Below are 25,920 nucleotides of genomic sequence, written 5' to 3' on the forward strand. Positions count from 1 at the left end.
CAACGTAACGCGCCTGCCGGTTGCCCCTCCTGCCCTCGCCCTCTACGCATCTCCCGCAAAGGGAGACAGACGGATGGGCATCGCTAGCAGGATCGGCTGGATCGTCCTCGCACTGGTCGGGGCAGCGGCGCTGGGCGTAGTGGCGACGGCGCGGGGCGAGGCGGTGAACGCCGTCTGGATCGTCGTCGCGGCGGTCTCCGTCTATCTGATCGCCTATCGCTTCTACGCGCTCTATCTCGCCAAGATCGTCGGTATCGACCCCGCCCGCCCCACCCCGGCGGTGCGTCATCCCGACGGTCTCGATTTCGTCCCCACCGACCGGCGCGTGCTGTTCGGCCATCATTTCGCGGCGATCGCCGGCGCAGGGCCGCTCGTCGGGCCGGTGCTGGCGGCGCAGATGGGCTATCTACCGGGCATGCTGTGGCTGCTCGCTGGCGTCGTGCTGGCGGGGGCGGTGCAGGACTTCATGGTGCTGTTCCTGTCGATGCGGCGTGACGGGCGCTCGCTCGGCGAGCTGATCCGCATGGAGATGGGCGCGGTGCCGGGCACGATCGCGCTGTTCGGCGCCTTCATGATCATGGTGATCATCCTGGCGGTGCTGGCGCTGATCGTCGTGCGCGCGCTCGCGGGCAGTCCCTGGGGCCTGTTCACCGTCGCCGCCACCATCCCGCTCGCGCTGCTGATGGGCGTCTATACGCGCTGGATTCGGCCGGGACGGATCGGCGAGGTGTCGCTGCTGGGACTGGTCGGCCTGATCCTTGCGATCGTCTACGGCCAGAATGTCGCAGAATCGGCGACGCTGGCGCCGTGGTTCACCTATACGCCGGTTCAGCTGTGCTGGATCCTGATCGGCTATGGCGCCATCGCCGCACTGCTGCCGGTGTGGCTCCTCCTCGCGCCGCGCGATTACCTGTCGACCTTCCTCAAGATCGGCGCGATCGCCGCGCTCGCAATCGGCATCGTGGTCGTCGCCCCGCCGCTACGCATGCCGGCGCTGACCCAGTTCATTGACGGCAGCGGGCCGGTTTGGTCGGGGTCGTTGTTCCCGTTCCTGTTCATCACCATCGCCTGCGGCGCGGTGTCAGGCTTCCACGCGCTGATCGCCAGCGGCACGACGCCCAAGCTGATCGCGAGCGAGGGCGATGCCCGCTTCATCGGCTATGGCGCGATGCTGATGGAAAGCTTCGTCGCGATCATGGCGCTGGTCGCGGCATCGGTGATCGATCCGGGCGTCTATTTCACGATGAACAGCCCCGCCGCGGTCGTCGGCACCGATCCCGCCAGCGCATCCGCCGCGGTCACCAAGATGGGCTTTGCCGTCAGCGCGGATACGATCGCCGCGACCGCGAAGGATGTCGGCGAAACGACGATCATCAGCCGCGCAGGCGGCGCGCCTACGTTGGCGGTCGGCATGGCGCATATCTTCAGTCGGCTGATCGGCGGGCGTGAGATGATGGCCTTCTGGTATCATTTCGCGATCCTGTTCGAGGCGCTGTTCATCCTGACCGCGGTCGACGCCGGCACTCGTGCCGGGCGCTTCATGTTGCAGGATCTGATCGGGCTGGCGGTGCCGAGCTTCCGCAACGCGACGTCCATCGTGCCGGGTCTAACCGGCACGGGTCTGTGCGTCGCGGCCTGGGGGTTCTTCCTCTATCAAGGCGTCACCGATCCCTTGGGCGGCGTGAACACGCTGTGGCCGCTGTTCGGCATTTCGAACCAGATGCTCGCGGCGGTCGCGCTGACGCTGGCGACGGTCGTGCTGTTCCGCATGAAGCGGCAGCGCTACGCCTGGGTCACGATCCTGCCCGCGAGCTGGCTGGTGCTCTGCACCGTCACCGCCAGCCTGATGAAATTGTTCGCGTCGGATCCGCGTGTCGGCTTCCTCGCTCATGCCAGCCGCTTCGCCGATGCTGCATCGCGCGGCGAGGTGCTGGCGCCGGCGAAGTCGCTGGCCGAGATGCAGCGGATCGTGATGAACGACCGGATCGACGCGGCGCTGTGCGCGCTGTTCCTGGCGGTGGTCGTTTCGATCGTGGCATATGGCGTTCGCACGTGCCTGGCGGCGCGACGGATCGACGCGCCCTCGGTCAGCGAACTTCCGGCGACCGTGGAAGCGGCGGCGTGACGATCACCCGCACGCTCCGGACGCTCCGCGATGCGCTGCACCTGCTGGTGGGCATGCCGTCCTACGAGACATACCGGGCGCATATGGCGGAGGCGCATCCGGACCGGCCGGTCATGAGCAAAAGCGCGTTTTTTCGCGACCGGCAGCAAGCCCGGTACGGCGGGCGCAACGGCGGGCGTTGCTGCTGACGCGCAGCGAAGGTTTCGGCCATGACGCTGCCGGCGGTCAGCCGAGCAGCAGGAACGTCACCGCACAGATCGAAGCCGCCATGCCGCTGGCGCAGCACAGTATTCCGAATCCGCATTGGCACAAGGTCGGTTGATACCGGTCCATAGCACCTCTCCTGTCGATCGCGTCGTTGCGCGACCGGCGAAGGATAACATGGGCCGGATCGGAAGGAAATAGCCCGGATTGTGCGTCAGTTGGCCGACGCGTCCTGCGCGTCGAGCGCCACAGACAGTTTCCCGAACAGCACAGACAGCTGGGCCTGCTCGTCGTCGTTCAGCGCGCCGAACACGCTGCCGATCAGCTCCTGCCGCAGCGGTTCGGTCTCGCCCAGCACGCGCCCGCCCGCTTCGGTGATCGAGATATGCTTGACGCGACGATCGTGGGGATGCGGTCGCCGGACGACGAGGCCGTCGCGCTCCAGCCCGTCGATCGCCTCGGTTACCGTGCGCGGCGCCTGATCGAAGAAATCCGCGATGTCCGCCGCGCGGGATGGGCCGCGCCGGTCGAGGAACAGCAGCAATTTCGTGCGTGCCAGCGATGCACCCTGCTCCGCGAGGCGTTTGTTCATCATCCGGTGCATGCGCAGGAACAGGCTGAACAGGTCGGAGGCGAGGTTTTCGGTGCATGCCATATATGAGGACCCTCATTAAATGGTCTTGCGCTATGCTGCAAGTGCGAGCATGAGGGTGCCTCACGCAGTCTGAAAAGATGAAGAGCATGGCAGACCACGAGCAGACGCAGGACGATCATTCCGACTCGCAGGACGATGCAGAAACAGAGAAGCCGTCGCCGCTGAAGAACCCACGGGTGCGGATCATCCTGTTGCTGGTCCTCGCCGCCGCGGTGATCGGCGGCGTGCTGTGGTATGTCCGCTACCAGAGCGTGGGCAAGTTCATGCAGGCGACCGACGACGCCTATATCCAGGCGGATGCGGTCACGATCGCGCCCAAGGTGTCGGGCTATGTCGACCAGGTGTTCGTCGCCGATAATCAGGCGGTTAAGGCCGGGCAGCCGCTGCTGCGCATCGATGCCCGCGACTATCGCGCCCAGGCCGCGCAGGTCGAGGCGCAAATCGATGTCGCGCGGGCGAATGCGGAGGGCGTGCGCGCCCAGATCCGCGAACAGCAGGCAGCCATCACCAAGGCGCAGGCCGATCTGACTGCAGCGCGCAGCGATGCCGCCTTCGCCCATGCCGAAGTGGCCCGCTATCAGCCGCTGGCGGCGTCCGGTGCGGAGACTCGCGAGCGTTTGTCGCAGCTGCAAAACCAGGCGCGTCAGGCCGATTCGCAGGTCGCGGCCGCGCAGGCGGCGCTGACCAGCGCCAATCGTCGCGTCGGCACGCTGCAGGCGCAAGTGCAGCAGGCGCGCGCCCAGGGCGAAGCGAGCCGGGCGCAGCTGACCGCGGCCAACGTCAACCTGGGGGCGACCGTGCTGCGCGCCAGCATCGACGGCCGCGTCGGCGACAAGACGGTGCGCGTCGGCCAGTTCGCGCAGGCCGGCACGCGCCTGATGTCGATCGTGCCCGTCAAGCAGCTGTACGTCGAGGCGAACTTCAAGGAAACGCAGCTTGGCCTGATGCGGGTCGGCCAGCCGGTGACGCTGGAGGTCGATGCGCTGCCGGGTGTTGAGATCAAGGGCCACGTGCAGAGCGTGTCGCCGGGCACCGGCGCGCAATTCTCGCTGCTGCCGCCGCAGAATGCGACGGGCAACTTCACCAAGATTGTCCAGCGCATTCCTGTTCGCATCGCGATCGATGCCGGCCCCGAAACGCGCGCCCTGCTCGTCCCGGGCATGTCTGCCGACGTGACGGTCGACACACGCTCGGCCAAGGGTGCCGTGAAGCGCATCCGTGAAGAGCAGGACCAGCATAACGAACGCCGGGCGCAATGAGCAGCGCGGCGCTCCCCGCCGACACGGCGCCGCCAAAGCGGGACGCCGACGCGCCGCCGGAGCGGGCCGACCTCGGCGCGTGGCTGGCGGTGGCGGCGGGCAGCCTCGGCGCGCTGATGGCGACGCTCGACATCTCGATCGTCAATTCGGCGCTCCCCGTCATTCAGGGCGAGATCGGTGCGAGCGGGACCGAGGGCACGTGGATCGCCACATCCTACCTCGTCGCCGAGATCATCATCATTCCGCTCGCCGCCTGGCTGGAACGGGTGCTGGGCCTGCGCACTTTCCTGCTGATCGCGTCGATCCTGTTCACCGGCTTTTCGGTGGTGTGCGGCCTGTCGACGTCGCTCGGCATGATGATCGTCGGCCGCGCCGGGCAAGGCATCACTGGCGGCGCGCTGATCCCCACCGCGATGACGATCATCGCGACCCGTCTGCCGCGATCGCAGCAGCCGATCGGCACCGCCTTGTTTGGCGTCACCGCCATTCTGGGCCCCGTACTCGGGCCGTTGATCGGCGGCTATCTGACGGAAAACGTCAGCTGGCATTACGCCTTCTTCCTCAACGTGCCGGTCGGTGCGGTGCTGCTCGTGCTGCTGCTCGTCGGTCTGCCGCATCAAAAGGCGCATCTGGAGGAGCTGCTGAAGGCCGACTGGCTCGGTATCGCCGGCCTGGCGCTCGGGCTCGGCGGCCTCACGGTCGTGCTGGAAGAGGGGCAGCGCGAACAATGGTTTCAGTCGGCGCTCATCATCAAGCTGACCGCGCTGACCGTGCTCGGCCTCGTCATGCTGATTGCAGGTCAGTTCATCGCCAAGAACCCGGTGGTAAAGCTGCGCCTGTTGCTTGACCGCCAGTTCGGCAGCGTCGCGACGATGGGCCTGGTGCTCGGGATGGTGCTCTACGGCAGCAGCTACGTCATCCCGCAGTTCCTCGCGGCGATCGCGGATTATAACGCGTTGCAATCGGGCAAGGTCGTGCTGCTGAGCGGCATCCCCAGCTTGCTGATGATGCCGCTGGTGCCGATCATGATCCGGCATCTCGACATCCGGCTGGCGGTGGCGTCCGGCCTGTTGCTGATGGCGATGAGCTGCCACCTCGACACGACGCTGACGGCGGACTCGGTGGGCAGCGCCTTCACCGATTCGCAGCTGTTGCGCGGGGTCGGCACGATCCTGGGCTTCGTATTCCTCAACCAGGCGGCGATCGCGTCGGTCAAGCCATCGGAGGCAGGCGATGCCGCCGGGCTGTTCAGCGCAGCGCGCAACATCGGAGGATCGTTCGCGCTCGCGGGCATCGCGACGCTGCAGGACCAGCGCAGCTATCTGCATGCGCGCCGGATCGACGAGACGCTGAACGCCAACTCGATCGACCTGCAATCCTACCTTGCCGCGACGGGGCGGGCGCTGGGCGATCCCGCCGCGGCGCTGCGGGCGCTCGGCGGCACGATCCAGCGCGAGGCGCTGGTGATGACGTATAACGATCTGTTCTGGCTGCTGTCGGTCGGCATCTGCTGTGTCGTGCCGCTGGTACTGTTCCTGCGCCCCCTGCCGCAAGGCAAGATGGCGGCGATGCATTGAGGCGATTGATGCGTACCCTCCCCCTTCTCGTCCCGGCGCTACTGCTCGGCGCCTGCACCGTCGGCCCCAATTATGCGGGCCCGCCTAAGACGCTCGCCGATGCGACCGGCACCACCGGCTTCAAGCGGGCGGGGCCTGCGACCATCAACGCGGCGCCGGCCGTCGCCGACTGGTGGACGCAGCTGAACGACCCGACGCTGACCGCGCTCGAGCAACAGGCGCTGGCGGGCAATCCCACTATCGCGGTGGCGGAGGCTCGGCTGCGTCAGGCCCGCGCCGGCCTGCGGCTGCAACGCGCCAATCAGGCACCTAGCGCGAACGCCTCGGCCGTCTATGCGCATGCCCGCATCCCCGGCATTGACCTGACGGGTAAGGGCGATACCGGCGCGAGCGCGGTCGACCTGTACAACCTCGGCTTCGATGCGAGCTGGGAGGTCGATCTGTTCGGCGGTCAGCGCCGACAGGTCGAAGCCGCGCGTGCGCAGGCGCAGGCGGCGGAGGCCAATGTCGCGGATGCGCAGGTCAGCCTGACCGCCGATGTCGCCAACGCCTATGTCGCGCTGCGCGATCGGCAGCAGCGGATCGCGCTGTCGCGCCGTTCGGCTGAGATGCAGCAGCGCATGCTCGACCTCACCCGCCAGCGGTTCGATCAGGGCGCCGCCTCCGCGCTCGACGTGGAGCGCCTGACCGGACAGCTTGAGGCGACCAATGGGCAGATCGTGCCGTTGCAGGCCGAGCTCGAGAGTTATCTGAACGCGCTGGCCGTGCTGACGGGGCAGGAACCGGGCGCGCTCGATGCCGAGCTGACGGCGTCCGCACCGGTGCCGCTGCCGCCCGCGTCGGTGGCGGTCGGCGATCCCGCCGCGCTGCTGCAACGCCGCCCCGATATCCGCGCCGCCGAACGCCAGCTCGCGCAGCGCACCGCGCAAGTCGGCATTGCCAATGCGGCGCGCTTCCCGCGGCTCAACATCCTGGGCCTCATCGGCCTCGGCGGCACGCGCCTGTCGGACATCAGCCCGGACAAGCTGCTCGGCATCGCCGCGCCGATGCTGCAGTGGAATTTCCTCGATTTCGGCCGGGGCCGGGCGCGCGTGGATCAGGCCAAGGGCCAGCGCGACGAGGCGGAGGCGCAATATCGGGGCGCGGTGCTCGCGGCGCTGCGCGACGCGGAGGATTCGCTGTCGCGCTTCGGCCGACGTCGCGAAACGGTGGCGAGCCTGATGCGCAGCAAGGCCAGCGCCGATCGCGCGGCGGCCCTGATGCAGCAGCGGTTCCGGGCCGGCACCGCGACGCTGATCGACACGCTGGATGCGGAACGCCAGCGCGTCGCGGCAGAGCAGAATCTGTCGGCGGGCCTCGCCGCGCTCACCGGCGATTACGTCTCGCTGCAAAAGGCGCTGGGCCTCGGCTGGGCGCCGGTGCCGCCGGCCGGGGCCGCGCGATAGCTGCGGCCCCGGCCGGCGTTACCTGACGACCAGCGACACCGCGCTGCCCGTGTCGGCGAAGCGGAGGTCGAAGGCGTGCAGGTCTGCGATCGCCTTGACGAGGCTGAGCCCCAGCCCCGCGCCGCCGCCATCGGACCGGGCGCGATAGAAGCGCTGGGTCACCAAGGCGCGGTCGGCGAGCGATATGCCCTCGCCATCGTCCGCAACGGTGACGACCGCGCCCTCGCCCACGGGCCCCACCGAAACGTGGACCGTCCCGCCCGCCGGGCCGAACTTCATCGCATTGTCGATCAGATTGGCGATCGCCTCCATCAGCAGGCTGGCGTCGCCCTCGACCGGCGGCACCGGCGCGATCGAGCAGTGTAGCGTCAGGCCGCGATCCTCCGCGGCGGGGCGATACAGATCGCAGGCATCGTCGACCAGACGCGCGAGGTCGACCGGCGCGAAGCGGCTGCGGCGGGCATGGTCCTCCATCTCCCGCAGGCGCAGCAGCGCGCTGACGATGCCAAGCAGCGTGTCGATCTCGGCAAGCGCCTGATCCGCGACGGCGGCGAATGCCGCGGGATCGGCAGCATCGCGCAGCCCCCGATCGATCCGGGCGCGCAGGCGCGTGAGCGGCGTCCGCATCTGGTGCGCGATGTCGTCACCGATCCCGCGCACGTCGCCCACCAACTGCTGCAGGCGATCAAGCATCGTGTTGATATGCGCGCACAATAGCCCGAAACTGTCGGGATAGGGTGCCACGGGCAGACGCTGTTCCAAATCCCCCGACACGATCTGCTGCGTGAGGCGGCGGACGGTATCCACCTGCCGCGCAGCGCGGCGCCCGGCGACGAAGCCGAAGGCGACCGCGAGCAGCACGCCCGGCACTAGCCCCAGCAGCAAGGACTGCCAGATCAGCTGCAACGCCTCTTCGGTATCGTCGAGGTCGATACCGGTCAGCAACCGCGTACCATCGGGCATGGGGCAGACCATGACGCGCGCTTCGTCGCTTCGCTTGCCGGGCAATTCCGTCGGCGCAAGGTCGGCGATGAACGATCGCCCCTTCGATGGCGCGGTCGGAAGGCGCGCGATATTCCCCGCGATCAGGCGCCCGCGCGCATCGAACAGCCCCAGGAACCGATCGCGATGGATGTCGCGCGTCAGCTTTTCGCGCAATTCCTCGGGCCGCTCTTCCGCCGGGGTCAAGGCGAAGAAGGCGCAATCCTCGCCAAGCGCATGTTCGATCGCGCGTCGGTGGCTGCCGTTGGCCAGCATCCAGAAGGCGGCGGTCATCACCAGCGACTGGACGACCAGCATCGCCGCCAGCGCCCCGCCCCAGCGCCAGGTCGATCGGGTGCGCGGATCAAAGCGGCGCGTCAAGGACATACCCCTGGCCGCGCACGTTGCGGATCATCGGTGTCTCGCCCTCGCCATCGATCTTGCGGCGAAGGCGACCGAGGTGGACATCGACGACATTGGTGTCGGGTTCGAAGCTATAGCCCCAGACGTCGCGCAACAGCATCGCGCGGGTCACGATCTGTCCGGCGCGGCGAACCATATAGTCGAGCAGCTTGAGTTCACGCGGCAGCAGGCCCAGCGGGCGTCCGGCCCGCGTCGCGGTGCCGGCCAGCAGGTCCAGCTCCAGCGGCCCGGCGATTAACCGCGTCGCCCGCGTATCGTTGGGCCGGCGCAGCAGCGCCTCGACCCGCGCGACCAGTTCGACAAGCGCAAAGGGCTTGGGCAGATAATCGTCGCCACCCGCGCGCAGGCCGCGCACCCGGTCGTCCAGGCTGCCCAGCGCGCTCAGCACCAGCGCAGGCGTGCGCTGGCCGTTCCGTCGCAGGTCGGACAGCAGCTCCAGCCCCTCGCCATCGGGCAGCTGGCGATCGAGGATCAGCAGGTCGAAGGGCTCGCCGGCCGATAACGTCCGTGCCGGTTCCAGTGCGGCGACGCGCGTGACGTCATGACCGCTGGACCTCAGCTCGAGGCCGATCTCGTCGGCGGTGCCGTCGTCGTCTTCGATAAGCAGGATGCGCGCCATGACCGGTCTGATCGCCGGGCGGCTGGGTCGGGGTCAACTGAATAGCAATTTAGGTTTGACCCGCGTGCGCGCCGCTGACCGCTCCTCACGCTTTGGCTGGGGACACGGACATTCTGCCAGACGGCGATCGGTCCCGGAAAATAAACCCTGATTTAGTCGACACCTGGCCGCGCCGATGCCTACCAGCCGGGCAACAGGAATCCGGAGTTTGCGATGCGGACCGTTGCGTGCGTCTGTCTGATGGTTGCGGCGTCGCCCGCGGCGGCCCAGTCCACTGCGCTATCGCTCGATGCGCTGGCGCAGGACGTCGTCACCCACAATCCCGAACGGCAATTCTACCAGCGGCAGATCGAGACGGCGGGGGTCGAACGCGATGCGGCCGGGCGCTGGGCCGATCCCGAGGCGGTGGTGGAATTCGGCCAGCGTCGCGCACAGGACGTCACCAGCGGCGCCGTCACCGGCGAAGGGCTGACCTACGCCGTGTCGGTCGTTCAGCCGATCGAGTTCGGCGGGCGTATCGCGCTGCGCCGGGCGATCGCCGATCGACAGGTGGCGCTGGCGCGGATCGGGTTGCAGCAGTTCGACGCGACGCTCGCCGCGCGCGCGCGTTCGCTGGGCTATGGCTTGTTTGCCGCGGACGAAAAGGCCGCGGCTGCGCGCGAGGTCGCCGGGCGGATGCGGACGCTGGCGAAGGTCATCGTCTCGCGCGATCCCGCCGGGCCGTCGCCGCAGCTGGAGGCTGCATCACTGGTGGCGAGCGCGATCGGCGCCGAGCGCACCGCCGCGACGGCCGATGCCGAGGCCAATTCGATCCTCTACGAACTCAACCAGCTGCGCGGCGCGCCCTTCGCCGCCCGCATCCGCATCGTCCGCCCCGATATGACGCTGCCGGCCCTGCCCTCTGGCCAAGTGCTTGCGAACCGCGCGTCCGAAAACAATTTCGAGCTGAAGGCGCTGCGTGCGCAATTCGAGCAGCAGGGGCTCCGCGTCGATCTGGCGAAGAAAGCGCGTATCCCGACGGTCAGCGTCGGCCCTTATTACGACCGGGCCCGGTCCGACATCCGCGAAACCAATTACGGCGTCCGCCTGTCGACCAGTATTCCGCTGTGGAACCGGCAGGCGGGTGAGGTCGCGGTCGAACAGGGTCGGCAGGCGCAGGCCAATGCGACGCTGATCAATGCCGAACGCCGGATCGCGCGCGACGTCTTCGATCAGGCGGCGCAATATGCGGCGAAGCGTGAGGCGCTGGCGCAATGGGACGGCGAGACGCCCAAGCGCTTTGCTCAGGCGGCGGTCGATGCTGATCGCAACTACCGGTTGGGCGCCATCCCGCTGACCACCTACACGCAGATGCAGCAGAGCTATGTCGAGGCGGTCAACGCGATGCTCGACACCCGGCGCGAGGCACTGGAGGCGCTGCTGCAATTACGCGCGCTCAACGGCGGGGAACCGCTGGCGCGATGAACCGCTGGCTGCATTACGTCACGCACCACCGGCTTGCGGTGGCGCTCGTCACCGCCTTGGTTGCCGCAGCCGGCCTGTGGTCGTTCATCAACCTGCAGATCGATGCGATCCCCGATATCACGGGCGTGCAGGTGCAGATCAACACGCAGGTGCCCGCGCTGGCTCCGGAGGAGATCGAGCGGCTGGTGACGCTGCCGATCGAGCGCGCGATGGGCGGCCAGCCTGGGCTCGACCAGACCCGCTCGCTGACCAAGACCGGGCTCAGCCAAGTCACGTTGCTCTACAAGGACGGCACCGATCAGCTGAAGGCGCGCCAGCTCGTCACCGAACGGCTGACGGCGGTGCAGAACCAATTGCCCCCCGGCAGCACGCCGCAACTCGCCCCGATCACCACCGGTCTGGGTGAGATTTACTACTATACGCTCGAATGGCGCCGCCCGCCGCCGGGCATGGACGCGCAGCGCCAGCTGATGGAGCTGTACGAGGCGCAGGAATACACCGTCCGCCCGATGCTGCGCGCGGTGCCGGGCGTCGCCGACGTCAATTCGAACGGCGGGCTGGAGGAACAGTTCGTCGTCTCGCCCGATCCGGTGCGGTTGCGGCTGCATGGCGTCACGGCTGGCGAGCTTGCCGCGGCGGTGGCGAAGAATGTCGAGAATGCGGGCGGCGGCATCATCCGGCGCGGGCCCGAACGCTTCACCGTCCGCACCGACGCGCGCGTGCTGAACGCGACGCAGATCGGCGCGATCCCGGTCAAGTTCGCCGCTGGCGTACTGCCCTTGCAGGTGCGCGACCTTGCCGATGTCGTGATCGGCGCGGCCCCGCGACAGGGTGCGGCGACGCAGAACGGGCGTGAGACGGTGCTGGGCACCGTGATGATGCTCGTCGGGCAAAACAGCCGCGAAACCGCGCTGGCGGTCGAGGACGCGCTGCCCGGCATCCGCGCGGCGCTGCCCAAGGGCATGGTGATCGATCGCCAGTATAGCCGCGCCGATCTGGTCGATCGCACCGTCCACACGGTCGAAAAGAATTTGGGCGAAGGCGCGCTGCTGGTGGCGCTCGTACTGTTGCTCGTGATGGGCAATTGGCGGGCGGCGCTGATCGTGGCGCTCGTCATTCCGCTCGCCTTCCTCGTCACCGTATCGGGCATGCATGCGATCGGCGTGTCGGGCAATCTGATGAGCCTTGGCGCGCTCGACTTCGGGTTGATCGTCGATGGCGCGATCGTGGTGGTCGAGAACAGCCTGCGATTGATGGCCGTGCGTCGCCAGGAAAAGGGCGGGGCGCTGACGGCGGACGACCGCCGCGACGTCGTCGCGCATGCGGCGCAGATGGTCGCGCGGCCGACCTTCTTCGGCATCGCGATCATCGCTCTGGTCTATGTGCCGGTGCTGAGCCTCGGCGGGGTCGAGGGTAAGCTGTTCCAGCCGATGGCGCAGGCGGTGATGCTGGCCATCGTCGCCGGGCTCGCATGGACCTTCACGATCGTCCCGGCTTTGTCGGCATGGCTCCTCCGCTCCCCCGCTGCCGATGCGCAGGACGATCACCACAAGGGTTTCGTCGGCATGGCGGAGCGCGTCTACACGCCCGTGCTGAACCGGGCGCTGGCGCACCCGCTACTGCTCGTCATCGGGGCGGTGGCGCTGCTCGCTGCGACCTTCCTCGTGTTCAAGACGCTGGGATCGCAGTTCACGCCGCAGCTCGACGAAGGCGCGATCACCGCCATGGTCTATCGCCCGGTGGGCATGTCGCTGGAAGAGAGCCTGGCGATCGAACAGCGGACCGAGGCTGCGATCCGCCGTGCCTATCCGCAGGTCACGCATACCTTCTCGCGCATCGGCACCAGCGAGGTGGCGACCGACCCGATGCCGCCGAACGAGAACGACCTGTATATCTTCTACGGCCCCCAAAAGGACTGGCCGACCGGCGATGGCATGCCGCGCACGAAGCAGGAGCTGATCGCCGGCATCGAAAAGGTCGCACGCCGCGTCTACGCCGGTCAGAACTTTGAATTCGCCCAACCGATCGAAATGCGCTTCAACGAGATGCTGGAGGGCGTCCGCGCCGACGTATCGGTCAAGATTTACGGCGACGATTACGACCGGCTGGAGCAGGCGGCCGCGAAGGCGAAGGCCATCCTGGAGAAACTGCCCGGCACCGAGGGCGTCGAGTTCGAAACGGCCGGCCGCCCGAAGAGCATCGTCGTCGACCTCGACCGCGACGCGCTGATCCGCCTCAATCTCGGCGCCGAGGAGGTCAACAATGCGATCCGCGACGCGCTCGCGGGCGCGGAGGTGGGCTTCATCCCGCATGGCCCCGCCCGCCACGCAATCGTGATCCGCATGCCCGAAAGCCTGCGCGCCGATCCTTCGGCAATTCTCGCGCTGCCCCTGCGGGTCGGCGAGTACGGCATGGTGCCGCTGTCGCGGGTCGCGCGGCTGCGGCAGACGCGGATCGTCGAGCCGATCCTGCATGACGACACGAACCGCCGGGCCGCGTTGATGGTCAATCTGTCGACCAGCGATCTCGAAGGCTATGTGCAGAAGGCGAAAGCCGCGATCGACGGGCAGGTGGAGCTGCCGCCGGGCTATCGCATCGAGTTCGGCGGCCAGTATCACCAGTTGGAAGCGGCGCAGAGACGCCTGTCGATCGTCGTGCCGGTGGCGCTGATCCTGATCTTCGCCTTGGTCTATGCGGCGCTCGGCAGCGTACGCGAGGCGGCGATCGTCTACACTGGCATCCCCTTTGCCGTGACCGGCGGCGTCCTGGCGCTGTGGCTGCGCGGCATGCCCTTTTCGATCACCGCCGCGATCGGCTTCATCGCCTTGTCCGGAATCGCGATGCTGAACGGCTTGGTCCTCATCGACCATATCAACGCGCTGCGCGATGGACGCGAGGGCGATCCGCTGCCGGTCGAGGACGCGGTGCGGCAGGGCGCGCACGATCGGTTGCGGCCGGTGTTGTCGACCGCGCTGGTCGCCTCGGTCGGGTTCGTGCCGATGGCGATCGCGACGGGCGCGGGGGCGGAGGTGCAGCGTCCGCTCGCCACCGTGGTGATCGGCGGGATCATCACCTCGACGATCCTGACGTTGCTGCTGCTACCCAGCCTATATGCCTGGATCGAGCGGCGCGCGGCGCCTTAGCGACGAACAGCCATCGGCATGATCGCAGCCGGTTGTGGAGCCGGCGGGAATGATACAAAGTCACCGCCGAGTTTCACATCCGAGTGCGGTCATGCCCATCGACATCCTCCCCTCGCCCGTCACCCGCCGTCCCATCCGTATTGCCGCGATCGTCGCGAGCGGCCTGCTCGTCGCCTTCGCGGCGGGGGGCAGCACCGCGAAAAGCGACAATCCCGGTTACCTCAGCGCCGGGGAGTTCGACGTGACGCATGTCCTCGAACCGGCGCCGCGCAAGGGCGATCCCCGCTATGAGACCGACCGGATCATCTTCCGCGCGACGCGCAAGCTGGTCGGCACACCGCGGTGGCAGCTCGCGACGAACGACGCCGATACCTCGCGGCCGGCGCTGATGCGCGACTTCAGCTGCGCGGTCGGCATCGCGCTGACCCCGGAAACCGCACCGCTGACGCTGCGCCTGATATCCCGCGCCGGTGCGGATACGGCCGCGCAGACCAACATCGCCAAAAATTATTACCGCCGCGCCCGCCCCTATCACCAGGACAAGGGGCCGGTGTGCCAACCCATCGCGCAGCTTGCCGACAGTTACGATTATCCGTCGGGGCATACCACCTGGGGATGGACCTGGGCGCTGATCCTCACCGAACTGGCGCCCGATCGCGCCGGGCCGATCCTGCGGCGCGGCCGGGCCTATGGCGACAGCCGCTTCGTCTGCGGTGCGCATAATGAAAGCGCGGTCGAGGGCGGCATGCTGTCAGCGAGCGCGACGATGGCGCTGGTGCGGACCAAGCCGGCCTTCCAACAGGACCTGGCCGCCGCACGCGCCGAGATCGACCGGTTGCGCGCCGATCCCGCGACGCCCCGGCCGCAGGGCTGCGCCGCGGAAGAGGCGCTGGTCTCGCAACGCGTGATGCCGAAGCTGGACCGTTGAGGCCCGCACCGCTCCTGATCGCGCTGGCCGCCACGGCCGCCAGCGCGCAGGACTATCAACCGCGCGAGACGTTCGCGCCGTTCGATATGGCGCAGCCGATCAACCGCTATCGCAGTGCGAACGGGCTGCCCGGCCCCGATTATTGGCAAAATCGCGCCGATTATCAGCTGCGCGTGACGCTCGATCCCGTCGCCAAGACGATCGCGGGGACGGCAACGATCACCTATACCAACAACAGCCCCGATACGCTCGACGTCCTGTGGCTGCAGATCGATCAGAACCTCTACAAGCCCGGCTCGCGCGGCGGGATGGCGCGCGGCGGTGCGGCGGGTGGCCATACCGACGGGATGACGCTGGATGCGGTCGGCGTCGCGGTCGGGAGCGGCAAGGCCGTGTCGGTCACGCCGCTGGTCAGCGATACGCGAGCGCAGCTGCGGCTGCCGACGGCGCTTGCGCCGCATGCGAAGGCGGTTGTCACGATCCGCTATCATTACACCATCCCGGGGGAATGGGGTGGACGCACATCCTGGGGTCGATCGCGTGACGGCGAGATTTACGACATCGCACAATGGTATCCGCGCATGGCGGTGTACGACGACGTGCGCGGTTGGGACACGGCGCCGTATCTCGCCCAGGAATTCTACCTCGAATATGGCGACTTCGATTATTGGGTGACGCTGCCGGCATCAATGCTGATGGCGGGGTCCGGCGAGTTGATGAACCCGCGCGAGGTCCTGACCCCGACGCAGGCCGCACGACTGGATGCGGCGCGGCGCAGCGACACGACCGTGCCGATCCGCAGCGTCGCGGAGATCGGCGCCCCGGCGTCACGGCCGCGACACACCGGCACGCTGACCTGGCATTACCGCATGCAGAATACGCGCGACGTCGCGTTTTCGGCCTCGTCCGCCTTTGCCTGGGATGCAGCGCGTATCCGCCTACCGGACGGCAAGACTTCGCTGGCCATGTCCTATTACCCCGCCGAAAGCGCCGGCACCGCGCGCTGGGGCCGATCGACCGAATATGTGAAGGATACGATCGAGCGCTTCTCGGCACGCTGGTATCCCTATCCCTGGCCGGCCGCGATCAATGTCGCCGGCCCGACCAGCGGAATGGAATATCCCGGCATCGTCTTCGATGCGCCCGAAGATGCGGGCAAGGAGCTATTCTGGGTTACCGCGCATGAGATCGGGCACAATTGGTTTCCGATGATCGTCGGCTTCGACGAACGGCGGCATGCGTGGATGGACGAGGGCTTCAACACGTTCATCGACGTCTATCAGTCGGACGATTTCAATCGCGGCGAATATGCGCCCAAGCGCGACAGCGAATATGCCGAAGGCGGCGGCAATCCGGTCGACGAGATTCTCCCCGTCCTGGCCGATCCCACCGCGCCGCCGATCCTGTCCCGCGCAGATACGGTGATCGAAAAGTGGCGGCACCCGGTCACCTATTTCAAGTCGGCGCTGGGCCTCGTGCTGCTGCGCGAACAGATCTTGGGGCCGGACCGTTTCGACCCCGCCTTCCGCCGGTTCATCGCCGCCTGGGCCTATCGCCACCCGCAGCCCGCGGACTTCTTCCGGGCGATGGAAAGTGAGGCGGGCGAGGATTTGTCCTATTGGTGGAACGGCTGGTACGCACATAATTGGCAGCTCGATCTCGCCGTGACGGGGATCGAGACGGCGAAGGACGGGACGCCGCTGGTCCGGGTCACGTCGCGCGACCGATTGGTGATGCCGGCGACGTTGCGCGTGACCTATGCGAACGGCACGACACGCGATGTCCGCCTGCCCGCGGAAACCTGGATCCGTCAGGCATCGACCGCAGTCTCCGTTCCCGCAGGAACAGTCGTGAAGGCGGAACTCGACCCCGACCATAAGCTGCCCGACCGCGACCGGTCGACCAACGTCGCGCAACGCTGACGATCCCGTCGACCAACGCGGTCGCGAAAGCAGCCTATGACGCTTCGTTATGGGCGGGCGTCATGGTGGAATGGGTTGCCGGCACCGGTCATGCTATGCGCGCTGACATGGACGGCAGGACGATCCGCGGCGCGGCCAGAGCCCGCTTCCACCGCCTCTCGCGGGTCGGGTGGCTGGTAGCAGGGGCGGCATGTCTCGCCGCCTCGCCCGCCGGTGCGGCGGCCGCGGCCGACAGCTGTCCGATCCTCCACGATCAGTCGCCAAGGCCCGACACGCGGTTCGCATCGATTGACTCCACCGTGCGGGGGGGTGTCGGCACGCTGTACCCCGGCGCGGTGCTGCTGATCGCGCATCATGGCGCGATCGTGCATCGCGTCGCCTTCGGCAATGCGCAGACGCTGACCTCCACGCCGGAGGGCGATCTACGCCCCCTCTCCCCGCCGCGGCCGATGACGGTCGATACGCCGTTCGACATGGCGTCGATCACCAAGGTGGAGGCGACCACCGCCGCGATGCTTCACCTCGTGGGGCGCGGGCAGGTGTCGCTCGACGACAGACTCGGCACGCTGCTGCCCGCCTTCCGCAATACCGACAAGGCCGGCATCACCGTGCGCCAGTTGCTGACGCATCGCAGCGGAGTGTGGGAATGGCAGCCGACGTGGCTGCATCGCGTACCCTCGGGAGGCGCCCTGCCCTATCTCGCGGCGCTACCGCTGCGCTATCCCATAGGGGCGCGCTTTGCCTATTCGGACCTCGGCTTCATGATCCTGGGCGCAGTCGTCGCCAAGGTATCGGGGATCCCACTGGATCGCTACGTACGCGAGCAGATCTACCGGCCACTCGGCATGACGGGCACCGGGTTCCTGCCGGACGCGGGTCAGCGCCGACGAGCCGCGGCGACGTCGCAGGGGGATGCGTACCAGCGCCGGATGGCGGAAACGGGTAAACCCTATCCGCAGGCCCCCTACCCACCGGCACAGCCGTTTTCGGGCTATCGCAGCCGGGTGCTGGTCGGCGAGGCTAACGACGCCAATGCCGCGCTCGGCTGGGGCGGCGTCGCGGGACATGCGGGACTGTTCTCGACGGCGACGGACGTTGCGCGCTACGCGCAGGTGCTGAGCAACGGCGGCTGCTACGGCCGCTGGCGGCTGGCGCCGGCCGCGACGGTGTCGGCGTTCGAGCAGACGCCGTTCGATCCCGATCAGGCGCTCGGCTTCCGCAAGACGCAGCTCGCCGGTATCGCGGCGCCCTTCTTCGGCCATTCCGGCTTTACGGGCACGTGGTTCGCCGTCTCCCCGCAATTGGGGCTGACCGTCGTCTTGCTCACCAATCGCGTCCATCGTCCCGATGGCGAGCCATATCCATCGCTCGATGCGCTGCGCGAGACGGTGTTGCGTGGCGTGGTGGCGGCGTCTGGCCAATGATCTGGGACGGCAGAAAGGTACGGCTATGACAGTGAACCTCGGCGTGATCGAAGGTCTGTTCGGCAAGCCGTGGAGCTGGGCCGATCGCACCACCGTCCTGCGAACGCTCGCCCCGGCCGGCTATCGATTCTACCATTACGGGCCCAAGGCCGACCCCTTCCTACGCCGACGCTGGCAGGAACCCCACCCGCCCGAGCAGTTCGCCGCGCTGGCTGCTTTCGCCGCCGAGTGCCGGGCGCGGGGCGTGCGCTTCGGCGTAGCGCTGACCCCGGTCGGCAGCACGCATCCCTTCGATGAGGCATCACGCGCGGCGCTGCGGCGGAAGCTCGCGCACCTCGACACGCTGGGTCTCGACGACCTCGCCATCCTGTTCGACGATCTGCCCGCCGAACTGCCCGATCTGGCGCGCAGCCAGGCGGACTTGGTCGATTTTTGCGCGAACGCCACCCGCGCCAGCCGGGTGTTCTTCTGCCCCAGCTTCTATTCGGACGATCCCATCCTCGAACGCGCCTGGGGCCGCCGCCCGCCGGCATATCTGGCCGATCTCGGCCGGTTTCTCGACCGGCGTGTCCAGGTCTATTGGACGGGCGAAGAGGTGATTTCGCGCGAGATCGGTGTCGCGCACCTGAAGCGGGTGCAGGACGAACTGGGCCGCAAAGTCTGCCTGTGGGACAATTATCCGGTCAACGATGGTGTGCGGATGTCGCAATATCTTCACCTGCGCGCCTTTACCGGGCGATCCGCGGCGATCCGAAACCATGTCAGCGGCCATGCGATCAATCCCGCCTCGCAACCGTTGCTGTCATGCATCCCGGCGCTGACGCTGGCGGCAAGCTATCGCGAGGGAGACGATTATGCCTACGGTCAGGCGTTTCTGACGGCGGCGACAACGGTGCTGGGGCCCGATTTCGCCGCGACGCTGCGCCGGGACATCCTGCCGCTGCAGGATACGGGGCTCGATAATCTGGGGCCGCGCCATGCCGAATTGCGCGCGCGCTATGGTGCCATCGACCATCCGGCCGCGCGCGAAATCACCGACTGGCTGGACGGCCGCTTCCGCACGACGCTGGAAGAGGTGCAGACGCAATAGCGGGGGACCGGAATGACGCGTTTTTTCCTGGGCGTGGACGCTGGCGGCAGTCATTGCCGCAGCCGTCTGGTCGATGCGAACGGTCGGGTGCTGGCCGAGGCGCAGGCCGGGCCTGCCAATGCCGGGTTGGGGCTGATCGCACTGCATGCGACGCTGCGCGACGTGACCGATTGTGTGGTGCGGCAGGCCGGTCTCACCGCGGCGGATGTGGCCCGGACCAGCGCGGCGATGGGCGTGGCCGGGATTTCCCGCTCCGGCGTGCGCGCGGCGCTGGAGGGGTTCGCCTTTCCCTTCGCCACCACGGTCTTCGAAAGTGATGCGGAGATTGCGAACCTGGGGGCGCACGGCGGTGCCGATGGCGCGATCCTGATCATCGGCACGGGGAGCATCGCTCTGGTGCGCGTCAACGGCGAGACCTTTCGGATCGGGGGCTATGGCTTCCCGATATCGGACGAGGGTAGCGGTGCCGCGCTGGGTCTCAGTGCGATGCGCCATGCGATGCGGGCGCTGGATGGCCGCACGCGCGCGACGCCGCTGAGCGCGGCGGTGACCGAACGCTTCGGCCACGATACCGCCCGAGCGATCGCGTGGATGGATCAGGCGACCCCGCGTGACTATGGCAGTTTCGCACCGCTGGTGATGGCGCATGCGGAGGCGGACGACGTAATCGCCAGGTCGATCGTCGAGGATGCCGCTGGCCATATCGAGCGCTTCATCGAAACGATCTTCGAACGCGGCGCGACCCGCTGCGCGCTGCTGGGTGGCCTGTCGCAGGCGATGCGCCCGTGGCTGCGGGCGCGGACCGTCGCGCGGCTGAGCGAGCCGTTGGGGGATGCGCTGGACGGCGCGCTGTATCTGGCGGGGCTCTCCGTCGGCGCGAAGGAGGGGGTAGCATGATCGACCGCCGCAGGGTCCTCGCCGCCGTCGCGAGCGCCGGGCTTGCGCCGATCGCAACGCCGGTGGCCCGCGCTATACCACTGCCGCCCCCGCCCCCGCTCCTCGCATCGAGCGCGCTGGCCGCGCTGCTGGCCTAAGCTCCGTCGCTCAGTTCGCAGCGGCAACCGCTACCAAGGCTGCATCGATCGCCGCGGTCGCGCTCGCGTCCCCCGCCATGTCGTTGGCATAGGCCGAGAAGATCAGCGTCTGCCCGCTCGCTGCCGTGAGATAGCCGGACAAGGCATTGGCGGCGTTGAGCGTCCCGGTCTTGGCAGACAGCCGTCCCGCGAGAGGCGTGCCGACGAACCGCCGCATCAGCGTACCATCGGTCGCCGCGATCGGCAGCGTCGCCCGCCACGCCGCGCCCCACGGCTGGGTCATCGCCCAGCGGAGCAAGGCCACCGTCGCGCGTGGGGTGACGCGGTTATAGTTCGACATGCCCGCCCCGTCCGCGAAGTCGAACGCCGGCGTCGCCACGCCCGCGCGGGCCAGCGTCGCGGTGACCACGGCATGACCATCCGCGACCGTCCCGCTGCGAGTCAGCCGGCGCAGCAGCAGTTCGCCGTGGAGGTTCTGGCTCATCTTGTTGGTGCGCTGGATATCCTCGGCCAACGGCGGCGGGGTCAGCCCAGCCAGCACCGGCAAAGGGGGCGCGCCAACCTCTTGCGGCATTGCCGCGGGAGCGGGTGGGCGGTGCCGCACGATAATCCGCCCCGTCACCGTCACGCCTGCCGCGCGCAACAGTTGCGCGAAGCGCCACGCGGCGTGATGCGCGGGATCGTCGATCCCGAGAGGGATGACGATCGGTGCATGGCCGGTGGGAACGCTGCCCGACACGTGCAGGCGATCGCTGCCCGGTATACGCTCGACCGTCAGCCTGCGCGCGCTGCCAGCCGGACCGGTCGTCGCGCTGTTGTCGATCTGGAAATAGCCGTCGCCCGTCACCGTCAGCGGCGATCCTGGCGTCGTCGTCACGACCGTCAGCGGCACGGCATTGTCGTCGAGTGTCAATGCCGACACGCCGGTGCCGTAGACGCTGTCCATGTTGTTCCAGCTCATGCCCTGCGGCCAGCGCTCGTCCGGGAAGGCGGTATCGTCGCCGACGACATCGCCAACGATCCGGGTGCGCTGCGCGACCGCGGTCGCCAGCGTCGACAGGCAATCGACCCGGCAATCGGGCGCGGAGGACAGCCGCGCATCGCCATGCCCCGCCAGGATCACGGTCGGGCGTTCCGTGCCCTCCAGCCGCACCGTTGCGCCACCGCGCGTATCCGGCGCCGCCACGTCGAGCGTCGCAAAGGCGGCGGCGGTGGTGAACAGCTTGGTGTTCGAGGCGGGGATGAACCGCTCGTCGGGCCGGATCGCGACGATCTCCCGCCCGTCGGCATCGACCACGAGCAAACCGATGCGCGTGCCGGGGGGCGCCTTCGCCAGTGCCTCCGCCACCCCGGGCGGGGGCGGGCTTGGCGCCGGCGGCGCGGCTGCCGGGGCCGCCTGTCCCGCCAGCATCAGAGGTAGCAGCAGGGCCGTACCGATCATCGACGTTCGATTTCCTCGCTCAACAGGGTCAGGAACTCGGCGGCCAGCGCCGATGGCGGGCGGTCGAGCAGGTGGATCGCATGGACATCGAACGTCACCGACGGGCGCAGCGGACGCATCGACAGGCCCTGGCTGATCGACGCCGCCGCGGTGAAATTATCGACGATCGCGACGCCCACCCCCGCCTGCACCAGAGCGGCGGCGATATAGAAAGTGCGCGCAACGGCAACTTCGTTCAATGCAAGACCCAGCCGGTCGATCTCGTCGCCGAACAGCTTGCCGATCGGGCCGCTGCCCTTCATCGAAATGATCGGTTGATCGACCAGTTGCGACAGCTCGATCCGGGGCGGCGCATCGGGCATGGTCTGTTCGCGATACAGAACCACGAGTTCCCCCTCGCCCAGCCAGCTGCGCGACAAGGCGACTCCGCGCGGCGGCTCGCTCGCGATCGCGATGTCGCTTTCGCGCTCGTACAATTTGCGCAGCAGGTCGTCGTGGTGGACGGTCTGCAAATCGAAACTGACGTCGGGGTGGCGCGTCAGAAACCGCGCGACCGCATCGGGCAGGACGCTGAGCGCCAGGCTGGGCAGCGCGGAAATGCGAAGCGTCGTACCCGCGCCGACGCGCAGATTGCGGCCCGCCTCGCGCAGCGCGCGGACGCGTTCCTGAATGTCGGCGACATCGGCGAACAGGGCGTGCGCGTCTTCGGTCGGCAGCAGCCGGCCGTTGGAGCGCTGAAACAGCTCGAACCCCAACAGGCTTTCGGCGTGCCGCAACGTCTTCGAGACCGACGGCTGCGACACGTTGAGCGCGCGCGCCGCGGCCGAGACGGAGCCGTTGACGTAGACGGCGTGGAAAATCTCGATGTGGCGCAGGTTCATGGGCAGCAGCCTAGCGAAGCCGAGGCTATTCGGCCACCGGCCCGCGGAACCGCGCGGCGTCCAACGCCCCCTCGCCGCGCGCGACCAGGGTCGCCACCGTCAGATTGGCGGAGGCGGAGGGGACGGTGCGCGTCATGTCGAGCAGGCGGTCGAACGGCAGCACCAGCCCGATCACCAGCGCGGTCTGCTCCGTACTGACCCCCACCGCCGACAGCATCGCCGCCAGCATGAACAGCGAGGCGGACGGCACGGGTGCAGTCCCGAACGCGGCCAGCGCGCCGGTCAGCAGCATCGTGACGAGCATTGTCGCGTCGGGAACGATGCCCAGCGCCTGCAACGCGAACTGGCCAAGCAGCCCGACATACATGGCCGTCCCGTCCTTGCCGATCGACGCGCCGAGCGGCAGGACCGTGGAAGCGACCGCCCGCGAGACGCCCAGATTGTCCTGCGCCACCCGCAGCGCGACGGGCAGCGTCGCCGATGACGATGCGGTCGAAAAGGCTACGACCAGCGCGTCGACGATCCCCTTGAAGAACCGCGTCACCGGCAGGCGCGCGACGAAGCGGATCAGCCCGGCATGCACCACCAGCATCTGGACGAGCGACGCGAGCACCACGGCCAGCGCCAGCCAGCCGACATGGACGAACACCCCTGCGCCATTGACCGCGACCGCCTGTGCGATGAGCGCCAAGACGCCGAACGGGGTCACCTCCATCACCAACCGGACGATCTGTAACAGCACCGCCGACAAGCCTTGTAGCAGGGCCACGACCGGCTTGCCCGCCTCGCCCGCCAGGATGGTCCCCGTGCCCAGCAGCACCGCGACGAATATGATCGCCAGCATGTCGCCGCGGACCAGCGCCTCGACGATATTGAGCGGCACGATCGACAGCAGCTGATCGGCCGGCGTCACTGCGGCACCCAGCACATGCGGCACGACGCCGCCCAGCGACATGGCCGCGCCGGGGCGCAGGATCAGCCCTGCCGCCATGCCGATCGATACCGAAACCAGCGTGGTGGCCGCGAACAGGCCCACGGTGCGCAGGCCGATCGACCCCAGCCGCCGCGGATCACCCAGCGTGGCGATCCCCGCCGCGATTGTGACCAGCACCACCGGCACCACCAGCATCTTGATCAGGCGCACGAACAGATCGCCGATTAGCCGGATCGCGCCCGCCCCCTCAGGCCACAGCAGCCCGAGTGCGACGCCCAGGATCAACCCGCCGACCACCCGCTGCCACAGCGGAATGGCGAACCAGCCCCGGATCAGGCGCAAGCGAGCGTGCCCCAAAAGCCAGGCGCCGGTGCGGACAGGATGCCGTCGTGATCGCGCGCGCCGCCGTCGCGATCCTGCGCCAGCCACAGCGGGCCATCGAGATCGACGAAGTCCGCGCCATTCGCAACCAGCATCGCCGGCGCGATACCCAGCGACGAACACACCATACAGCCCACCATCACCCCAAACCCCCGCTCCCGCGCCTCACCAGCGAGCGCAAGCGCTTCAGTCAAGCCGCCCGTCTTGTCGAGCTTGACGTTCACATGGCTATAGCGGCCGGCCAGCCGATCGAGATGGTCGCGGGTGTGCAAGGCTTCGTCCGCACAGATCGGGATCGCGCCGGCCAGGGCCGCCAGCCCCTCGTCGTCATCCGCCGGAACAGGCTGTTCGAGCAGATCGACCCGCTGCGCGCGCAGCAGGGGCAGATAGGCGGCGATGTCCTCCACCCGCCAGCTTTCATTGGGGTCGACGATCAGCCGGGGGGCAGGCGCAGCGGCACGGACCGCCGCGATCTGGGCTGCGGCCTCGTCGCGGTTCACCTTGATCTTCAGCAGCGGCACGTGCGCCACCGTCGTCGCGACGGCGGCCATGGCCTCGGGCGTGTCGATGCCGATCGTGATCGCGGATGGCAGCGCCGAGACGGGCGGGACGCTCGCCAGCGCGGCGACGTCGGTACGGCCGATCCGCGCCTCCAGGTCCCATAGAGCGCAGTCGACCGCATTGCGTGCGGCGCCCGGCGGCATCGCCTGGGCGAGATCCTGCCGTGATCCGCCGCCTTCGATCAGCGCGCGGACACCGTGGATCGCGGCGATCGCGCCATCGATCGTTTCGCCATAGCGGGGATAGGGCACGCCCTCTCCCCATCCGCGTGCGTCACCCTGCGCGATCGTGACCGTCACCACATCGGCCGCCGTCTTCACGCCGCGGGCGATGCGGAACGGCGCCCTTAGTGGGAAGCGGTCATGGCGAACGATGAGGGTGCGGCGCATGATGTCTCCAGCAGCAGGTCGATGATCGCCTCCGACCCGAAGCGATAGGGGTCGGTGCAGGGCAGGCCCAGCGCATCTTCGGCCTCGCGGCACATCCGGCGGGCGGTCAGCTCGTCGAGCTTCGCCGTGTTGAGCGCCACGCCGACGCCGCGCACGTTCGGGCTGGTCAGCCGGGCGACGCGCAGGTTCGCCTCCAGGCATTCGGCAAGACCCGGCATCGGGCAATGCGGCAGGCCGCGCATATGCGGACGCAACGGATCATGGCATAGCACCAGCGCGGCCGGCTGCGCGCCGTGCAGCAGCCCGGTCGACACGCCGGCGAAGGCCGGGTGGAACAGCGATCCCTGCCCTTCGATCAGGTCCCAGCCATCGTCTTCGCGTGCCGGAGCGAGCGTTTCGATGGCGCCCGCGATGAAATCGGCGACGACGGCGTCGAGCGGCACGCCCTCGCCCGCGATCAGGATGCCGGTCTGGCCGGTCGCGCGGAAATCGGCGGTGACCCCGCGCGCCCGCAGCGCGTCGCGCAGGCCGAGCGTCGCGTACATCTTGCCGACCGAACAATCCGTGCCGACGGTCAGCAGGCGGTTGCCCGCACGCCGGCGACCGTTGCCGACGGGAAGGCCCGCGGGCGCGTCGCGCACGTCGAACAATTGGACTCCCGCCGCTTTCGCTGCCTCGACCAGTTCCGGCACGTCGCGCAGCCGCTCGTGCAGGCCGCAGGCGACGTTCAGCCCGGCACGGATCGCGGCCAGCGCGTCGCCGATCATCCAGCCGGGAAAGCGTCCGCCGGGATTGGCGATGCCGAGCACCAACGTACGGGCGCCTGCGGCACGGGCGGTGTCCGCATTCATCTGCGGCAGACCGAGCGTGAAGGGGCAATCGCTGTGCCGCCATTCGCCGACGCAATCCGCCCCGCGAAAGGCGGCGAGCCCGCGGGAGGTCTTGAGGCCGATCTCGTCATCGGAATGGCCGAGATAGAGCAGATAGGGAGCGGGAATGGTCATGATGCCAGCATGATAGAGGGGGGATCGCCGATGGTG

The 25,920-nt window shown here is 68.3% G+C and carries 22 protein-coding genes; 14 read left to right on the forward strand and 8 right to left on the reverse strand.

Annotated elements, in window-relative coordinates; translation table 11 throughout:
• Window positions 1-73 precede the first annotated feature (73 nt).
• The 3 genes from SPHME3_RS0112520 to SPHME3_RS21360 are packed head-to-tail and all read left to right on the forward strand — an operon-like array spanning window position 74 to window position 2,447.
• Window positions 74-2,125 (forward strand): carbon starvation CstA family protein, encoded by a 2,052-nt coding sequence (locus SPHME3_RS0112520; RefSeq protein WP_017978814.1) that lies wholly within the window; start codon window positions 74-76, stop codon window positions 2,123-2,125.
• On the forward strand, window positions 2,122-2,313 hold the full coding sequence (locus SPHME3_RS0112525) for a YbdD/YjiX family protein (protein ID WP_017978813.1): 192 nt from the start codon (window positions 2,122-2,124) through the stop codon (window positions 2,311-2,313). Before SPHME3_RS0112520 ends, SPHME3_RS0112525 begins: the two co-directional genes overlap by 4 nt.
• A complete protein-coding gene (locus tag SPHME3_RS21360) occupies window positions 2,304-2,447 on the forward strand; it encodes a hypothetical protein (protein WP_017978812.1) in 144 nt (47 codons plus the stop codon). The genes SPHME3_RS0112525 and SPHME3_RS21360 overlap by 10 nt, the downstream gene beginning before the upstream one ends.
• A 96-nt stretch (window positions 2,448-2,543) precedes the next feature.
• Here the strand turns inward: SPHME3_RS21360 and SPHME3_RS0112535 are convergent, their stop codons facing one another.
• Complete coding sequence (locus SPHME3_RS0112535) at window positions 2,544-2,984, reverse strand: MarR family winged helix-turn-helix transcriptional regulator (RefSeq protein ID WP_017978811.1); 441 nt, start codon at window positions 2,982-2,984, stop codon at window positions 2,544-2,546.
• A gap of 86 nt (window positions 2,985-3,070) precedes the next feature.
• Here SPHME3_RS0112535 and SPHME3_RS0112540 point away from each other — a divergent pair, with 86 nt between their 5' ends.
• From SPHME3_RS0112540 to SPHME3_RS0112550, 3 genes are read left to right on the forward strand one after another with little or no spacing between them, the layout of a single operon-like run.
• Window positions 3,071-4,243, forward strand: a complete 1,173-nt coding sequence (locus tag SPHME3_RS0112540) for an HlyD family secretion protein (protein ID WP_020486497.1) — start codon at window positions 3,071-3,073, stop codon at window positions 4,241-4,243.
• Window positions 4,240-5,820, forward strand: coding sequence for an MDR family MFS transporter (locus SPHME3_RS0112545; RefSeq protein ID WP_017978809.1), 1,581 nt, complete (start codon window positions 4,240-4,242; stop codon window positions 5,818-5,820). Before SPHME3_RS0112540 ends, SPHME3_RS0112545 begins: the two co-directional genes overlap by 4 nt.
• Before the next feature lie 8 nt (window positions 5,821-5,828).
• The gene (locus SPHME3_RS0112550; RefSeq protein ID WP_017978808.1) at window positions 5,829-7,265 is read left to right on the forward strand and encodes an efflux transporter outer membrane subunit; all 1,437 of its coding nucleotides are present in this window, start codon (window positions 5,829-5,831) and stop codon (window positions 7,263-7,265) included.
• Window positions 7,266-7,283: 18 nt separating this feature from the next.
• On the opposite strand, the gene SPHME3_RS0112555 is transcribed toward SPHME3_RS0112550, so the two are convergent.
• Window positions 7,284-8,633, reverse strand: a complete 1,350-nt coding sequence (locus SPHME3_RS0112555) for a sensor histidine kinase (protein ID WP_017978807.1) — start codon at window positions 8,631-8,633, stop codon at window positions 7,284-7,286.
• Window positions 8,611-9,288, reverse strand: coding sequence for a response regulator transcription factor (locus SPHME3_RS0112560; RefSeq protein ID WP_017978806.1), 678 nt, complete (start codon window positions 9,286-9,288; stop codon window positions 8,611-8,613). The genes SPHME3_RS0112555 and SPHME3_RS0112560 overlap by 23 nt, the downstream gene beginning before the upstream one ends.
• Before the next feature lie 213 nt (window positions 9,289-9,501).
• On the opposite strand from SPHME3_RS0112560, the gene SPHME3_RS0112565 reads away from it, so the two are divergent.
• The 8 genes from SPHME3_RS0112565 (at window position 9,502) to SPHME3_RS21365 (ending at window position 20,293) form a co-directional block, all read left to right on the forward strand.
• Complete coding sequence (locus SPHME3_RS0112565; protein WP_020486496.1) at window positions 9,502-10,752, forward strand: TolC family protein; 1,251 nt, start codon at window positions 9,502-9,504, stop codon at window positions 10,750-10,752.
• On the forward strand, window positions 10,749-13,895 hold the full coding sequence (locus tag SPHME3_RS0112570) for an efflux RND transporter permease subunit (protein ID WP_018250751.1): 3,147 nt from the start codon (window positions 10,749-10,751) through the stop codon (window positions 13,893-13,895). Before SPHME3_RS0112565 ends, SPHME3_RS0112570 begins: the two co-directional genes overlap by 4 nt.
• A gap of 91 nt (window positions 13,896-13,986) precedes the next feature.
• The gene (locus tag SPHME3_RS0112575) at window positions 13,987-14,823 is read left to right on the forward strand and encodes an acid phosphatase (RefSeq protein ID WP_018250752.1); all 837 of its coding nucleotides are present in this window, start codon (window positions 13,987-13,989) and stop codon (window positions 14,821-14,823) included.
• Window positions 14,820-16,745 carry a M1 family metallopeptidase gene (locus SPHME3_RS0112580; protein ID WP_017978802.1) on the forward strand — a complete coding sequence of 642 codons (1,926 nt, stop codon included), beginning with the start codon at window positions 14,820-14,822 and terminating at the stop codon, window positions 16,743-16,745. Before SPHME3_RS0112575 ends, SPHME3_RS0112580 begins: the two co-directional genes overlap by 4 nt.
• 62 nt (window positions 16,746-16,807) lie before the next feature.
• Entirely contained in the window at window positions 16,808-18,169 is a 1,362-nt protein-coding gene (locus tag SPHME3_RS0112585) for a serine hydrolase domain-containing protein (RefSeq protein ID WP_018250753.1), read from the forward strand.
• Window positions 18,170-18,194: 25 nt separating this feature from the next.
• Window positions 18,195-19,259 (forward strand): beta-N-acetylglucosaminidase domain-containing protein, encoded by a 1,065-nt coding sequence (locus SPHME3_RS0112590; RefSeq protein WP_017978800.1) that lies wholly within the window; start codon window positions 18,195-18,197, stop codon window positions 19,257-19,259.
• 12 nt (window positions 19,260-19,271) lie between these two features.
• Window positions 19,272-20,156: a BadF/BadG/BcrA/BcrD ATPase family protein gene (locus SPHME3_RS0112595; protein ID WP_017978799.1), complete on the forward strand. Its 885-nt coding sequence runs from the start codon at window positions 19,272-19,274 to the stop codon at window positions 20,154-20,156.
• Window positions 20,153-20,293 (forward strand): hypothetical protein, encoded by a 141-nt coding sequence (locus SPHME3_RS21365; RefSeq protein ID WP_018250754.1) that lies wholly within the window; start codon window positions 20,153-20,155, stop codon window positions 20,291-20,293. Before SPHME3_RS0112595 ends, SPHME3_RS21365 begins: the two co-directional genes overlap by 4 nt.
• 10 nt (window positions 20,294-20,303) lie before the next feature.
• Here the strand turns inward: SPHME3_RS21365 and dacB are convergent, their stop codons facing one another.
• Genes dacB through dgcN form a run of 5 tightly spaced genes read right to left on the reverse strand, consistent with a single transcriptional unit; the run spans window position 20,304 to window position 25,884 of the window.
• Window positions 20,304-21,734: a D-alanyl-D-alanine carboxypeptidase/D-alanyl-D-alanine endopeptidase gene (gene dacB / locus SPHME3_RS0112605; protein ID WP_017978798.1), complete on the reverse strand. Its 1,431-nt coding sequence runs from the start codon at window positions 21,732-21,734 to the stop codon at window positions 20,304-20,306.
• Window positions 21,731-22,615 (reverse strand): LysR family transcriptional regulator, encoded by an 885-nt coding sequence (locus SPHME3_RS0112610; protein ID WP_017978797.1) that lies wholly within the window; start codon window positions 22,613-22,615, stop codon window positions 21,731-21,733. The genes dacB and SPHME3_RS0112610 overlap by 4 nt, the downstream gene beginning before the upstream one ends.
• Window positions 22,616-22,640: 25 nt before the next feature.
• The gene (locus SPHME3_RS0112615) at window positions 22,641-23,891 is read right to left on the reverse strand and encodes a dicarboxylate/amino acid:cation symporter (protein WP_017978796.1); all 1,251 of its coding nucleotides are present in this window, start codon (window positions 23,889-23,891) and stop codon (window positions 22,641-22,643) included.
• Complete coding sequence (gene dgcA / locus SPHME3_RS0112620) at window positions 23,882-24,880, reverse strand: N-acetyl-D-Glu racemase DgcA (protein ID WP_018250755.1); 999 nt, start codon at window positions 24,878-24,880, stop codon at window positions 23,882-23,884. Before dgcA ends, SPHME3_RS0112615 begins: the two co-directional genes overlap by 10 nt.
• Window positions 24,838-25,884, reverse strand: coding sequence for an N-acetyltransferase DgcN (dgcN, locus tag SPHME3_RS0112625; protein ID WP_017978794.1), 1,047 nt, complete (start codon window positions 25,882-25,884; stop codon window positions 24,838-24,840). Before dgcN ends, dgcA begins: the two co-directional genes overlap by 43 nt.
• Between the last annotated feature and the right edge of the window lie 36 nt (window positions 25,885-25,920).

The sequence above is a fragment of the Sphingomonas melonis DAPP-PG 224 genome (assembly GCF_000379045.1).
Classification (GTDB): domain Bacteria; phylum Pseudomonadota; class Alphaproteobacteria; order Sphingomonadales; family Sphingomonadaceae; genus Sphingomonas; species Sphingomonas aquatilis.

Excerpts from the sequence above, each read along its gene's own strand:
- SPHME3_RS0112520 (WP_017978814.1), top strand. The coding sequence starts at position 74 with ATGGGCATCGCTAGCAGGATCGGCTGGATCGTCCTCGCACTGGTCGGG.
- SPHME3_RS0112535 (WP_017978811.1), bottom strand. The coding sequence starts at position 2,984 with ATGGCATGCACCGAAAACCTCGCCTCCGACCTGTTCAGCCTGTTCCTG.
- SPHME3_RS0112540 (WP_020486497.1), top strand. The coding sequence starts at position 3,071 with ATGGCAGACCACGAGCAGACGCAGGACGATCATTCCGACTCGCAGGAC.
- SPHME3_RS0112545 (WP_017978809.1), top strand. The coding sequence starts at position 4,240 with ATGAGCAGCGCGGCGCTCCCCGCCGACACGGCGCCGCCAAAGCGGGAC.
- SPHME3_RS0112550 (WP_017978808.1), top strand. The coding sequence starts at position 5,829 with ATGCGTACCCTCCCCCTTCTCGTCCCGGCGCTACTGCTCGGCGCCTGC.
- SPHME3_RS0112555 (WP_017978807.1), bottom strand. The coding sequence starts at position 8,633 with ATGTCCTTGACGCGCCGCTTTGATCCGCGCACCCGATCGACCTGGCGC.
- SPHME3_RS0112560 (WP_017978806.1), bottom strand. The coding sequence starts at position 9,288 with ATGGCGCGCATCCTGCTTATCGAAGACGACGACGGCACCGCCGACGAG.
- SPHME3_RS0112565 (WP_020486496.1), top strand. The coding sequence starts at position 9,502 with ATGCGGACCGTTGCGTGCGTCTGTCTGATGGTTGCGGCGTCGCCCGCG.
- SPHME3_RS0112570 (WP_018250751.1), top strand. The coding sequence starts at position 10,749 with ATGAACCGCTGGCTGCATTACGTCACGCACCACCGGCTTGCGGTGGCG.
- SPHME3_RS0112575 (WP_018250752.1), top strand. The coding sequence starts at position 13,987 with ATGCCCATCGACATCCTCCCCTCGCCCGTCACCCGCCGTCCCATCCGT.
- SPHME3_RS0112585 (WP_018250753.1), top strand. The coding sequence starts at position 16,808 with ATGGTGGAATGGGTTGCCGGCACCGGTCATGCTATGCGCGCTGACATG.
- SPHME3_RS0112590 (WP_017978800.1), top strand. The coding sequence starts at position 18,195 with ATGACAGTGAACCTCGGCGTGATCGAAGGTCTGTTCGGCAAGCCGTGG.
- SPHME3_RS0112595 (WP_017978799.1), top strand. The coding sequence starts at position 19,272 with ATGACGCGTTTTTTCCTGGGCGTGGACGCTGGCGGCAGTCATTGCCGC.
- SPHME3_RS21365 (WP_018250754.1), top strand. The coding sequence starts at position 20,153 with ATGATCGACCGCCGCAGGGTCCTCGCCGCCGTCGCGAGCGCCGGGCTT.
- dacB (WP_017978798.1), bottom strand. The coding sequence starts at position 21,734 with ATGATCGGTACGGCCCTGCTGCTACCTCTGATGCTGGCGGGACAGGCG.
- SPHME3_RS0112610 (WP_017978797.1), bottom strand. The coding sequence starts at position 22,615 with ATGAACCTGCGCCACATCGAGATTTTCCACGCCGTCTACGTCAACGGC.
- dgcA (WP_018250755.1), bottom strand. The coding sequence starts at position 24,880 with ATGCGCCGCACCCTCATCGTTCGCCATGACCGCTTCCCACTAAGGGCG.
- dgcN (WP_017978794.1), bottom strand. The coding sequence starts at position 25,884 with ATGACCATTCCCGCTCCCTATCTGCTCTATCTCGGCCATTCCGATGAC.